Raw genomic sequence first — 13271 nt, 5'->3', positions numbered from 1 at the left:
CCGATTTACTTGCCGGCGATATAGCTCAGGCCGGCGTTGGAGCTGTCGATGTGCTCGGATTCCTTCGCGATCGAGCTTTCGAGCGACTTCAAGATCGCATCTGCTTCCGCGTTGCCGTACGCGCTCTCGAGCATCTTCCGCAGTGATGAATTGACAAACACGCCGTAGTCGGCCCAACTCTTGCGCGGGAAGACCCACACATAATCCGGCGCGTCCTCGCCGCCGGCCTGCACCGTCAAGACGCGGTAATACACGGTTGACTTGGTCTTGGTGTTGGCCGCGGCGATTTTCTTCAGTGCCGACATGAATGCTTCATTGGCGGCGCGACCCGGGTTGAGGGTGACGGCAACGACATCAATGAACGGCATCCCTGGCTTGCGCCATGCGTCGAGGCCTCCCGGCCCGACGTGGCTCATGTCCGGCCGGTCCACGAAGAAATTGCTGGTTTCCATCTTGAGATGCGGGTTCAGTTGCGAGCGCACCGTCGCGTCGCAAGCGTCCTCGGTCGAATGCATCTCGTCGAAGTCGGCCCAGGTGTAAGGCCCGATTTCGTAGGCGTAGGTGTACGTATTGCCGGTGGCGTGCTGCAGCGCGACCACGTTGTACTTGAATCCGTGTTGTCGCAGGCATTCATTCCACGCTTTCTCGCCGGCCTCGTAGGTCGCCTGCTGGGCCGGCGCCACGGTGTCGGTGAAATCGCGGGTGACGACGGCCGCGCTATCGTCCGCCGCATACGCGCAGGTGGCGCCCGATACTGCAAGTGCCGCTGCCACACACACAGTCAGAATCTTCATACGCCCTCCGATCATGATTGAGGCCGACATGCAGCCATCCTCGGCTCCCCGGCCGGACGAAGTGGGGTGGGCAGATCCCGTGCAACCACCCGAATATGTGCCGACCTGACTGACTACCGGGTCATGAGGGAACACTATTGAAGGATTCTTCGTCTCCCGCAGAAACGACACAATCCTACTGATCAGTAGGGGCGATCGGAGCTGGCGCGAGACGGCGCAGCCATTGCGCCATCAGTTCGGCGCGACTGTGCGCGCCGAAGTTGTGGAGCACTGCCACGACGTATTGGTGCGTCGTGGCCGGGGTGAGCTTCAGCGCGCCGGCAAGCTCCTTCTCCGAGACCCCGGTCAGCAGCAGACGCAGCACATCGCGCTCGCGGGGGCTGAGTGGCCGAAAAGCATTCAGCAGTCCGTGCATCTGCAACATCTCCCGATGCAGGAGCGTGCTGCCGCGCAGGAAAAACGCCAGGAGGTTGCGCTCGCGCGCACCGAAACCACGCCCATCCCCGCGGTCGAATATCAGATACGATTCAGCGTCCGACGCCGTCGCCGAGGCACCGATCAAACGGTGGCCTATACCAAGCGGCGCGAGCACTTCCCGATTGATCCGGTCCCGCTTCCAATCACGATCACTTACGACCTCCTCGCGCAAAAAGCAGCGGTTCTGTCCGAACCGGCTTGCCAGGGCGACCGTTTGCGGGTCCATGTAATTGTTGCGGACGGCATCCATTGCAACTTCGTGGGCGCGCTGCCATTCATCCGTGGGATGAAGAGTCAGGCAGACATTCGGCCGCCAGCCAAGCAAAGGATCGTGGGGATTCTTGCGCTCCCAGTCCTTCTCGCGGACCGCGCCAACCCACGTGGCGTTGACTGCGCCTATCTGCAGCGACAGCGCACGGAGGCAGTGGTCGAGGGCCTCCTGCGGAGCTGACGCCGGAAACTCCGTCAACTCGTGCCACAGGGCGATGATCGCGTCCTGGTCTCGCCAGGACAGGTGAAGCCCGGCCTCCGGTGCGTTCATGGGTCCACCGGTGTGCCGGAAATGCGAGAAACAGGCCCGCTGACGGCAAGCAAAACGGGTGCACGTTTCATGTCAGCCCCCTTGCGATGGAATCCGGCCGCGTTGCACGGCCGGATCCGGATCATCCGCCGGGATGGTACACCCGCTCGGTGTGGCCCTTGAGCTGGTCCGGCCAGAAGTACACGGTGCGCAGGTTGCCGCTGGCGTAGCGTTCGGCTTCGTCGGCGAAGTGCGGGGAGTCGGGATCGCCGCTCTCGCCGCCGGCGGTGACGGCGCGGGCGCTGACCCGTGGGCCGAACTCCACCACGGCCACGAAGCTGTTGCCGCTGGAGCCGTAGTACTTCTTCGTGCCCGGCCAGCGATGCGCGCCGAACGAGGCCAGCGAGCCCCAGCGCGATGAGACGAACGGCACCGGGATGCTGGGCTTGCCGTCGTCGAAATGCGGCTTGATCGCGTCGTCGAGGCGCTGGAAGCGGTTGATCCCACCCCAGGCCACGCCCCAGCTGTCGAAGTCCTGCGTGAGGCGATCCACGGCTTCGTCCAGCGCGTGCAGGCGTTCCTGCGCGCCGCCGTCGCGCGCCATGTAGCCGTAGGGCGGGATGTCGGCGGCCTTCGCCTTGGCCACGCTCTCGTCCCATAGCGTGTCGCCCCAGAACACTGCCAGCGACGTGGGCATGGAGGCGATGCCCCAGCGGTAGTCCCAGTGGCGCAGCAGTTCGACCGGGCCGGCCAGTTTCGCCTTGAGCGGATCGCTGGCGGGCAGGGCGTCGTAGTCCCTGGCGAGGATGGGGATCAGCTTCGCGAACTCGGGCAGGTACGAATCGAATGCGTCGGTGATCAGTTTGGGCATGCTGAAGCCGCTGGCGCCGGTGAGCATGAGCGTGGCGTGGATGCCGCGCGGGTTCTCGCCGAAGGTGTCCATGTAGCGCGGGAAGTCGGCCTGCTTCGGGCTGTACTTGCCGGCTGCGGAATACGGCCAGTCGTTGGTGTTCATCGCCCAGCCGTTCGGCGGGTTCACCGCCTGCGGCAGTTCGTCCAGTGGCGTGAGGCCGTGCCAGTCGGTGGCCGGATCGCTGCCGTCCACCGGCCTGGTGTAGTCGAAGCGGTTGTCGCGCCTGGGCACGAACTGCGGCATCAGGAAGGCGATCTCGCCCTTGTCGTCGGCGAACAGCGTGTTGTTGGAGGAATTGGCCTTGAGCTCGGCCACCTTCATGTAGCTCGCGTAGTCATGCGCCTTGGTGCGCAGCCAGCTCTGTTCCAGCGCGGCGATGGGCTTGTCCATCAGCGCCTCGGCGATCCACTTGCCGTTCTCGCTCTTCACGATGGGGCCGTGGTGGGTGAAATACGCGGTGAAGCTGCGCGTCTGCAGCGTGCCGTCGGCGGCGCGGTAGCGCACGGCGATCGCGCGTCCGCTCACCGGCCGCAGCTCCTTGCCATAGCGGTAATACGGCTTGCCGTCCTTGTGCACGATGGTTTCGGCGAACTCGTCCACGGCGTCGAGGCCGGTGGAGGTGTGCATCCAGCCGATGTGCCGGTTGAAACCCTGGTAGACGAAGAACTGGCCCCAGGTCACCGCACCATAGGCGTCCAGACCCGCGTCGCTGGACATCTGCAGCTCGGAGCGGAAGTAGAACGAGGTGTGCGGGTTGATCAGCAGCAGTGCGTGGCCGTCGGTGGTGAGCTTCGGCGCGATCGCGATGCCGTTGGAGCCGGTGGGTTCGGCCCAGCTCGGCGGGTTCGCCTGCGCGAGTTGCGGATGCGTGTCGCCGTAGAACGCGGCCAGCTCTTTCAGCGAGACGCGCTCGATGTCGCCGCCGATGCTGCCCTCGGTGAAGGAGAGCGCCATCCACGGCTCGAAGTGCGCGATCACCTTCGGGTGCACGTCCGGGTGGGTGGCGAGATACCAGTTGAGGCCGTCGGCCCAGGCGTCCATCAATTTCTGCAGCCAGGCGGGACTCTGTGCGTAGAGCTTCTTCAGCTCCACCGGGTCGACCCAGAGCTGCTGGCGCAGGTCCTGCCATATCGCGGATTCGCCTTCGGCCTGCGCCGTCCAGCCCAGCGCGGTGAGGTAGTTCGTCTCCACCCGGTTGAAGTCGTCCTCGGCCTGGGCGTAGGCCATGCCGAACACCGCGTCGGCATCGGTCTTGCCGTGCACGTGGGCGATGCCCCAGTCATCGCGGGTGATCGTCACCGCCTGGGCTTCGTGCTGCAGGCGCGCGTGTCCGGCGGTTTGCGCCGGTGCCGCGACGGTGAAGCCCAGGGCGAGCAGCGCCAGCCACGGGCGGGCACGGTGCAAGATGGCAGTCGGATGGCGTGTGGGCATGCGGGTGGCATCGTGGCGGGTGGGTGTCAGGGCATCTTGCGGCTGCCATGGCGATCCGGCAAGGCAACGCATGGCCTGCCCCAACGAACAGGCCCGCCATGAGGCGGGCCTGTTCGTCACGCATGCCGTTGCGGCAGGTCAGTGGTGGTCATGGCGCCCTTGGCTGCCGCCACCGCTGCGTGCCGCGGGGTGCGCGTACTGCGCCGGGCGCGCGGCCGGTCGGTAGGCGGGTCGCGCATTGCCGCCCTGAGCCGGGCGATACGTCTGCGCCCGGTAGTAGTTTTGCGGCTGGTAGTGCGTTGGGCGATAGCCGCCGCCGTTGCCCGCCGGTCGGTAACCTGCCGCACCGGTGCGTGGCGCATAGTTGGCCGAGCGCAGTTCGGCATTTGTCCGGGGTGCGTAGCGGACGCCATTGGGGCCGCCGTTGAAGCTGGTGCGGCTGACGACTCTGCCCCCCGCCACCGGCCTGTTGTACACGTTGGTGATGTTGTTGGTGATGTGGTTCACCGAGCGGTTGTAGTAGAAGCCGCCGCCGCGCCAGTAGCCGCCGTTGTAACCGCGGCCGCCGTAACCGTAGCCATAATTGATGCCGCCGTAGTAGCCCACGTGACGGCCCCAGTAGCCGGTATGGAAGATGTACACGCCGCCACTCCAGCCCCAGTAGCCCGGGGTCCACAGCGCGCCGATGTAGGGCGGCAGGATCCAGGCGCCCGGCACCCAGTAGTAGCCGGCGCCGTTCCAGGCCCAGTAGCCCGGCGTCCAGATGTAGCCGGGCGCAGGGATCGGCGGCTGCACGTAGACCGGCAGCGGCGGCGGCGCGATGTTCACCGAGACGAACACGCCGGCGTGCGCGCGGCCGGGGATGACGGCGATCACGGCCGCGGCGAGCAAGGCTGCAGCGCCTCGCACCAGCCACTGGCGCCGCAGGGAAAAACCGTTCGTGATGATGCGGGTTTGCATGGCGACCTCCCGGTTGCAGTGTGGGCATCAATAACGCAACTGCGCCTGTCATGGCGACGGATGGCCGGTGGCGCGTTGGGCGGGGTTCAGCGCAGGGCATCGTTCCGAAGCCGGCCATCCCCCGGCGAGCCTTGCCGGGCAAGGGCGGGCGGCTTCCCGTATGGCTACTGAACGCCATCCGCCGCGCCGCGGTTCCGCGCGGACGCTATGCTCGCGTTCGCAATCGACTCCGGACCCGTGCGTGCCTTGCCATGCCATGGCAAGGCACTGCCGGCTTCCGGGGGATGGATGGGAAGGGTATCCGCGACGCCTCGCGTCGCGGGGTCGCGGCCGGCCTGAGGGCCCGGTTCTCCTGCCGGTCGTGTGGATGCAGCAAGCAGCCGGGACATCACTCACGACCAGTTCAAGGAGAAAGTCATGCATACCCGTTTCGAACGCAGCGGCCCGTTGACCGAACTCGCCAGCTACCCGCAGTGGGCCCAGGACATGGTGGCCGATTGCGAGCCCGCCCGTCACCGGGTGCTGGGCCACGAGATCTGGGCGCGGATGGTCGCGCTCGAACTGGACGAGCCGTCCACGTACAACTTCATGACCGGCCTGTGGCCCTTCATCGAGCGTTTCCCCAGCTACATGGCGCTCAACCTGCTGAAGACCCGCTACGGGCGCAGTCCCGGCGACGACATGGCGCGACGCTGGCTGGTGCGCAACATCCGTGTCGAGCAGAACCACGCCGAGTACTGGCTGAACTGGGCCGAAGGTGCCGGCGTGCCGCGCGACGAGCTGCTGCACAAGCCTCCGCCGGCGGGTACCGACGTCCTGTATCGCTGGTGCGAGGAGATCAGTGCGCACGGCACCCTGGCTGCCGGGATGGTCGCCACCAATTACGCGATCGAAGGCGTCACCGGCGACTGGTCGCACATGGTGTACGGGAGCGAGAAGTATCGCGACAGCTTCGCGCCCGAGGCGCGCGCCTCCAGCCTGCGCTGGCTGCGCCTGCACGCGGACTACGACGACACCCACCCCTGGGAGGCGCTGGATATCGTCTGCACCCTGATGGGTCGTACGCCGGCGGCGGCCGACGTGGGGCATCTGCGCGAGTGCATCGAACGCAGTTACATGTGCATGATCCTGCTCGGCGACCGCTGCATCCGCACGCACCACGAGGTGTCCATGCCGGGTGGCATGCTGGGCGAGGCTGCCGCCTAGGAGCATGTACTGCAGAAACGTTCGAGGCGAAACGTCCTCCGCGCGGGGCGGGTTTCGGTGATGCGCAGACCCATGGCTGTCGCCACGGGCCAGGAAACGGCGGACACATGGGCTGCGCAGTGGGCCTTGCAATCCGAACGGCTTCTGCCACGCAGGCTCCCCGGGCTCTGCTGGACCAAGCGGGGCTGCTGACGGATCATCCACACCGGTGCATCGAGAATCCAGGGGCATCGGCGGCACAGGGACGTGCCGCGTGTGATTTGGCACGATGGTGCCCGATCGATGGGGCGGGTGCGGATGGATGCCGGACTTGCCGACTCGAAAGAAACGTCGTGGTGACGGGTTCCGGAGTTTCCGCAGCAGGGGATTACATGCATTCGATCGGAAGCCTGCAGCAGCCCCTGTGGCGACGCCTGATGCCGTTGGCCTGGGGGCTGGCGGCGGCTGTCGCGCTGGTGCTCGCGCTTGCCTGGGGTGTATTCCAGGTCCAGGTCACCCTCGCTGGTTTCCTCAGCAGCGAGAGCGTCTGGTCGAAGGCGCAGAAGCAGGCGGTCATCGACCTGGACAACTACACCACCCGTGGCGACCCGCGCGACCTGGCGGGCTTCCGTCGCAACTACGGCTTGCTCGCCGCCGACCGCTGGGGCCGGGACGCGATCATCGCCGGCCGCTACGACACGGAGCGTGTCCACCAGGTATTCCAGCAGGGCAACATCCTGCCGTCGGCGGAGCACGGCATGACGTTCATGCTGGCGCATTTCTCAAGCGCCCCGTACATGGCCCAGGCGATCGAGGCCTGGCGCTCTACCGACACCTCCATCGACCAGCTCGACACGATCGCCGACGAAGTGCAGCGCGATTACGCGGCCGGTACGCCGGATCCGGCGGAAATCGCCCGCCAGCGCACGCGCATCGGGACGATCAATGCCTATGTCGAGCCGCGCAGCAAGCGCTTCTCGGAGGAGATGGTGCGCGGCGCGGTGTGGCTGGGCCGCTTGCTGTTCGTGGCAGTGCTGCTGGCCCTGCTGCTGGTGGCCCTGTTGTGGGTGGGCATGGCAAGGCGCGTGCTGGACCGGATCCGCGGCAGCGAGGAGCGCTACCGGCTGCTGTTCGAGAGCGCGGCGGTGGCGATCGTGATGGTGGACGAGGCGGGCGGCTGCATCCTAGAGGCGAACCGGCTGGCCTCGGCATGGACCGGCCGCGATCCGGCTGTCCTGAGCGGCGCCAGCTTCGACGAACTGTTCGTGCCCGGATCGATGCACGCGGTCGGCCCCGCGCTGCTGGCCATGCTGTACGGCAGCGACGGTTCGCAGCGGCCGGTGGAGATGCAGGTGAGTCACACCGCGTGGGGGCGGTGTACCGTGCGCCAGGTGATCATCCGCGACGTTTCCGAGCGGGTGGCCCTGGAGCGCGAGCGGCGCGTGGCGGCGGAAGCGCTGGCCAGCATCGCCGAAGGCGTGATCATCGCCGATGACGAACGTCGGGTGGTTTCGGTCAATGCGGCGCACGTGGAGATCACCGGCTACACCGCACAGACGCTGCAGGGACGGCGCTTCGACGAATTGCGCAGCATGCCCGACGGCACGCCGTTGCCGGAATCGATCTGGTCCGGCATCGTCGGCGGTCGCCACTGGAGCGGCGAAGTGCAGGGACGCCGCGCCGACGGCAGCGTCTACCCCGAGCAGCTCAGCATCAGCGCGATCCGCGACACGCAACGCCAGGTGCTGCATTACGTGGCGGTGTTCAGCAACATCCATGCGCTGAAGGCGCAGCGGCACCGGCTGGAGCACATGGCCAGCCACGATCCGCTGACCGGCCTGCTCAACCGGGCGGAGTTCGAGCGCCGCTGCGAGGTGGCGATCGCCGCGGCGGCACGCACGCGCACGGCGGTGGCCGTGCTGTTCGTGGACCTGGATGCGTTCAAGATCGTCAACGACAGCTACAGCCATGCCATCGGCGACCGCCTGCTGCAGAAGGTCGCCGAGCGGATCGGGCGGCAGCTCGGCGGCAGCGACGTGGCGGGCCGCATCGGCGGCGACGAGTTCACCGTGCTGCTGGACCGGCTCGAGTTGCGCGAGGACGCCGGCGCCGTGGCCGAGCGCCTGCTCGCCAGCCTCTCCGAGCCGGTGGTGGTGGACGACTGCGAGTTGGCGTTGAGCGCCAGCATCGGCATTGCCGGCTATCCGCTGGATGGTGGCGACACGCTCACCCTGATCGCCAATGCCGATGCCGCGATGTACGTGGCGAAGAACAGCGAGCGCAATACCTACCGCTTCTACACGCCGATCATGCAGGCCGATGCCCGCCAGCGCCTGCTGCTGGTGTCGGAGCTGCGGCGCGCGCTGGTCGAGGACGAGTTCCGCCTGTGCTACCAGCCCAGCGTGGAGCTGCGCAGCGGGCGCATCGTGGCGGTGGAGGCGCTGCTGCGCTGGCAGCATCCCCGGCGCGGCGAACTGCCGCCATCGGAGTTCATCCCGGTGGCGGAAAGCCTCGGCCTGATCCGCCGCATCGACGAATGGGTGCTGCAGTCGGCCTGTGCGCAGATCCGCGCATGGAACCGTGCCGGCTTGCCGGCGATCCGCGTGGCGGTGAATGTATCGGCACGCTGGTTCGGTCATGCCGGTTTCATCGCCCATCTGGACCGTACCCTGCAGGCGCATGGCGTGGCGCCCGGCCGCCTGGGGCTGGAGATCACCGAGGGCACCATGCTGCGGCTGGGCGACGACACCGAGCGCACCATGCGTGCGCTGCACGGGCTGGGCGTGGAGGTGGCGATCGACGATTTCGGTACCGGCTACTCGTCGATGGCCTATCTCAAGCTGCCGTCGGTGACCAGCCTGAAGATCGACCGCTCCTTCATCACCGGCCTGCCGCACGATACCAACGATGTGGCCATCGTCGAGGCGATCATGGCGATGGCGCGCAGCCTGGGTCTGCGCGCCATCGCCGAAGGCATCGAGACCGAACCCCAGCACGACTTCCTGCTGCGTGCCGGTTGCAACGAGGGGCAGGGCTACCTCTATGCCGGCGCCCTGCCTCCTGCCGCCGTCGAGCGCCTGCTTAGCCCGCGTCCACGGCAGGGGCCGACGCAGCTGAGCCTGGTGCCGCCCAAGCGCAGCTGACCGGAAACGCTCACCAGTACAACGCCGGGAACAGGCGCTGCAGGTTCCGCACTTTCGGGGCGTCGTTGATCACGATATAGAGATCACCCGGATGGCGGCTGGCGTAATCCTGGTGCCAGTTCTCGGCCGGGTAGAAAGCCTTCAGCGGCACCAGCCGGGTGACGATCGGCGCGGCGTAGATCCGGCTCTTGCCGAGCTGGGCGAGGTAGGCATTGGCGATGCGCTGCTGTTCGGGCGTGCTGTAGAAGATCACCGAGCGGTATTGCGTGCCGCTGTCCGGCCCCTGCCGGTCGAGCTCGGTGGGGTCGGTCGCGACCGAGAAGAACACCTGCAGCAACTGCCCATAGCTGACCTGGGCCGGGTCGAACAGCAGCTTCACCGATTCGGCATGGCCGGTGTCGCCTTCGCTGACCTGGTCGTAATGTGCGGTGGCCGCCGCGCCGCCGCTGTAGCCGGCCCAGGTCTTGCGCACGCCCTTGACGTGCTCGAACACGTCCTGCACGCCCCAGAAACAGCCACCGGCGAACACGGCAACCTGTTCGCCGTGCGCAGTGGTGCGGGGCGCATCCAGCGCGGGCGCCGGCAGTTTCGCGGCGGCCGCGGCCGTGGGCGGCAGCGTGCAGGCACTGAGCAGGCCCAATGCAAGTGTGGCGCCGAAGGTGCGGGCAGGATGGCGGCAGGTGGACATGGCTGGCTTCGCGACGGGGATTCAACCGCCATTCGCCGGCGGAGCCCGCCTGGTTACCTGCACCTCTCGCCCGATGCTACCGTGCCCCTCGTCACCGGGAGTCCCTTGCATGTCCGACACGATCGACCTGGATGCCTACCTGCAACGCATCGGCTATCGCGATGCACTGGCAATCGACTTGCAGACGTTGCGTGCGCTGGCGGTGGCGCATGCGGCGGCGATCCCGTTCGAGAACCTCAACCCGCTGTGCGGCGTGCCGGTGCCGCTGGAGCTCGCTGCGCTGGAGCGCAAGCTGCTGCACGAGGGGCGCGGCGGCTACTGCTTCGAGCAGAACCTGCTGTTCGCCGCCGCATTGCGCGCGATCGGTTTCACGGTGCACGGCCTGATCGCGCGCGTGCTGTGGAACCAGCCGGAGGACGCGATCACCGCGCAGACCCACATGCTGCTCAAGGTGGAGGCGAAAGGCGAAAGCTGGCTGACCGACGTGGGTTTCGGCAGCATGAACCTGGCCGGCGCATTGCGCCTCGAGCCGGGTGTGGCGCAGGCCACCGCACTGGAGCCGTTCCGGCTGCTGGAGCGGCATGGCGAGTGGCGCATGCAGGCCTGCGTGCGCGGCGACTGGCTGACGCTGTACCGCTTCGATCTCGCGCCGCGCGAATTCATCGACTACGTGGTGGCGAACCACTATGTTTCCACCTGGCCGGCGTCGAACTTCGTGCAGCACCTGATCGTGGCGCGTACCGCCCGCGACCGCCGGCTGACCCTGCGCGACCGCGAGTTCACCGTGCGCAGGCCGGGCCAGGAGCCCGAGCGGCGCACGCTGCACGGCAGCGGGGAGGTATGCCGGGTGCTGGAGCAGGAGTTCCTGCTGCGATTGCCGGACCGCGCCGTGCTGCTGCCGCGGCTGGAGGCGTTGCCGGCATGAGGCTTCCCGCAACCGCGGGCGCGTTGTCCGCGCGGGAGTGCCATGCTAGAAGCCGTCCAGTCCATCCCGCAGGCGAAGATCCGAATGGGTTTCAGTGGAAAGGCGAACGGGGCCTTGTTTGATCTGGACCTGCTGCGCGCGCTGCTTGCGGTGGCCGATTGCGGGAGCTTCACCGCGGCATCGGCGAGGCTGCATTCCACGCAGTCGACGGTGAGCCAGAAGGTGCGCCGGCTGGAGGACATGGCGGGTCACGAGCTGCTGGTGCGCGGCAAGCGCGACGTGCGGCCGACGGACCAGGGCGAGAAGCTGCTGGCCTATGCGCGTCGCATGCTGGCGCTCAACGGCGAGATGCTCGATGCCCTGGCGGGGACGGCGGTGGTCACGGTGCGCCTGGGCGTGCCCGAGGACTTCGTCGCGGGGCGCACCACGCGTCTGCTGGCCGGTTTCAGCCGCAGGCATCCGCAGGTCAAGCTCGAAGTGACCACGGGCCTGAGCCGTGACCTGGCTCGCGCCTACGATCGCGGCGAGCTGGAGCTGGTGCTCGTCAAGCAGCGGCGCGACAGCCGCGAGGCGGTGGCTCGCTGGCCCGAGAAGCTGGTCTGGATCGACAGCGCCCGGCATCCCGCCAGCGGCCTCGATCCCCTGCCGCTGGTGGCCTTCCCGCCGCATGGCCTGTATCGCGACGAGATGATCAAGGTGGTGGAGGGACAGGGACGCGACTGGCGGATCAGCTTCACCAGTTCCAGCCTGTTCGGCGTGCAGGCGGCGGTGGCCGGCGGACTTGGCATCAGCCTGCTTCCCGCCCGTGCGGCCACCCCCGAACACCGGGTGCTGACGCGGCGGCAGGGGCTGCCGCCGATCGACTCCATGGACATCGCCATGCTGCACCGGCCGATGGCGGATCCGCTCACGCGGGAGCTGGCGGGCGAGCTGGCCCGGATGCTGGCACACCATCGGAGGTAGGAGCGGCTTCAGCCGCGACGCTCTTCAGGATTTTCAGGCACCCTGCCAGGGGCACCGCGGCTGAAGCCGCTCCTACGTCGGGAAGGCCGCGGCGAACGGTCGCCTTTCGAACTCGCCCCGCCGCACGACGACGCGGTCGGCCGGGGCGCCCGCCACGGCTGCGGCGCCGTTGGGCACATCGAGCACGACGAAGGTGGCCTCGTTGCCGGCCGCCAACCCGTAGCCGGTCTTGCCGATGGCGTCGGCGCTGGCATGGGTGACCATGTCCAGGGCGACGTGCAGGTGTTCGTCGGTGTAGAAGCCCGAGCGGTAGCCGACCAGCATGGCCCGCTGCAGCATGTCGCCGTTGCCGTAGGGCCACCAGGCGTCGCGGATGTTGTCGTTGCCGGCGAACACGCGCACGCCGGCTTCGCGCAGCCGCAGCACGGGCGGGAAGGGACGGTCGCCGGGTGCGTTCGTCATGATGGCGACGCCGGCATGGGCCAGTGTGCGCGCGGTCCGGTCGACCGCCTCGGGCGGCACTTCCCCCAGGGAGTAGGCGTGGCTGACCGCCACGCGTCCCTCCATCCCCAGCGCCTTGGTGCGTTGCGCGATGCGCAGCAGTTGCTCGACGCCCTGCGCCCCCGGTTCGTGCAGGTGGATGTCGACCTTGCTGCCGTGCCGTTCGGCAATGCCGAAGACCACGTCCAGCTGGGCTTCGGCGTCGCCATCGAACGTGGCGGGATCGATGCCGCCGACCACGGCCGCGCCTTCCTGCACGGCGGCTTCGAGCACGTCTGCGGTGCCGGGGCAGGAGACGACGCCCGCCTGCGGAAAGGCCACGATCTCGATGTCCACGAGGTCGCGCCACTGTTCGCGCGCCTCCAGCACGGCATGGAGATGGGACAGGCCGGTGCTGGCGTCCACGTCGACATGGCAGCGCATGGCGACCGTGCCGAAGGCGGCGGCCTGCGCGATCAGTGCGCCGGCGCGTTCCGCCATGGGACGCGACTGGGCCAGTTGGCGCTTCTCGATGGCCAGGCGCTCGCGCAGGCTGGCCGCGGGGAGATGCGGTCGCCAACGGTCGCCAACGAAGCTCTTGTCGAGATGGATGTGTCCGTCGACGAAGCCCGGCAGCACCAGGCGCCCGCCCAGGTCGATCGTCTCGGCGGCGGCGAAGGCGTCACCGGTGGGGGCGATGCCGGCGAAGCGTCCATCCCGGATGGCGAGGCACAGCTTGTTGCCATGGAGATCCACGGCGTTGTCGAACAGTCGGTCGAACATGACGCACTC

General features: G+C 67.8%; 10 protein-coding genes. 4 read left to right on the top strand and 6 right to left on the bottom strand.

The genetic code is table 11. From position 1 onward, the window contains the following. Positions 1-5: 5 nt before the first annotated feature. From ABQJ54_RS12535 to ABQJ54_RS12520, 4 genes are all read right to left on the bottom strand, one after another. Complete coding sequence (locus tag ABQJ54_RS12535; RefSeq protein WP_367854646.1) at positions 6-794, bottom strand: hypothetical protein; 789 nt, start codon at positions 792-794, stop codon at positions 6-8. 175 nt (positions 795-969) lie between these two features. Beyond that, a complete protein-coding gene (locus ABQJ54_RS12530; RefSeq protein ID WP_367854645.1) occupies positions 970-1812 on the bottom strand; it encodes a helix-turn-helix transcriptional regulator in 843 nt (280 codons plus the stop codon). A 121-nt stretch (positions 1813-1933) separates the two neighbouring features. Further along, on the bottom strand, positions 1934-4135 hold the full coding sequence (locus ABQJ54_RS12525) for a penicillin acylase family protein (RefSeq protein WP_367854644.1): 2202 nt from the start codon (positions 4133-4135) through the stop codon (positions 1934-1936). 138 nt (positions 4136-4273) lie between these two features. After that, entirely contained in the window at positions 4274-5095 is an 822-nt protein-coding gene (locus ABQJ54_RS12520; protein WP_367854643.1) for a YXWGXW repeat-containing protein, read from the bottom strand. A 417-nt stretch (positions 5096-5512) separates the two neighbouring features. Between ABQJ54_RS12520 and ABQJ54_RS12515 the strand changes: the two genes are divergently transcribed. Together ABQJ54_RS12515 and ABQJ54_RS12510 are read left to right on the top strand one after the other, a co-directional pair. After that, on the top strand, positions 5513-6301 hold the full coding sequence (locus ABQJ54_RS12515) for an iron-containing redox enzyme family protein (protein ID WP_367854642.1): 789 nt from the start codon (positions 5513-5515) through the stop codon (positions 6299-6301). 371 nt (positions 6302-6672) lie between these two features. Continuing rightward, on the top strand, positions 6673-9423 hold the full coding sequence (locus ABQJ54_RS12510) for a putative bifunctional diguanylate cyclase/phosphodiesterase (protein WP_367854641.1): 2751 nt from the start codon (positions 6673-6675) through the stop codon (positions 9421-9423). 10 nt (positions 9424-9433) lie between these two features. Here ABQJ54_RS12510 and msrA read toward each other — a convergent pair whose 3' ends face one another. Beyond that, complete coding sequence (gene msrA / locus ABQJ54_RS12505) at positions 9434-10111, bottom strand: peptide-methionine (S)-S-oxide reductase MsrA (RefSeq protein ID WP_367854640.1); 678 nt, start codon at positions 10109-10111, stop codon at positions 9434-9436. 109 nt (positions 10112-10220) lie between these two features. On the opposite strand from msrA, the gene ABQJ54_RS12500 reads away from it, so the two are divergent. Both ABQJ54_RS12500 and ABQJ54_RS12495 read left to right on the top strand, forming a co-directional pair. Continuing rightward, positions 10221-11036, top strand: coding sequence for an arylamine N-acetyltransferase family protein (locus ABQJ54_RS12500; protein WP_367854639.1), 816 nt, complete (start codon positions 10221-10223; stop codon positions 11034-11036). Between the two features lie 42 nt (positions 11037-11078). Further along, positions 11079-11999: a LysR family transcriptional regulator gene (locus tag ABQJ54_RS12495; protein WP_367854638.1), complete on the top strand. Its 921-nt coding sequence runs from the start codon at positions 11079-11081 to the stop codon at positions 11997-11999. A 72-nt stretch (positions 12000-12071) separates the two neighbouring features. On the opposite strand, the gene ABQJ54_RS12490 is transcribed toward ABQJ54_RS12495, so the two are convergent. After that, the gene (locus ABQJ54_RS12490; RefSeq protein ID WP_367854637.1) at positions 12072-13262 is read right to left on the bottom strand and encodes an amidohydrolase family protein; all 1191 of its coding nucleotides are present in this window, start codon (positions 13260-13262) and stop codon (positions 12072-12074) included. Positions 13263-13271: the final 9 nt, after the last annotated feature.

The sequence above is a fragment of the Rhodanobacter lycopersici genome, from assembly GCF_040812335.1.
GTDB lineage: Bacteria > Pseudomonadota > Gammaproteobacteria > Xanthomonadales > Rhodanobacteraceae > Rhodanobacter_A > Rhodanobacter_A lycopersici.
The sequence above is the reverse complement of the archived record's forward strand: the minus strand, read 5'-3'. Positions and strand labels throughout refer to the sequence as shown.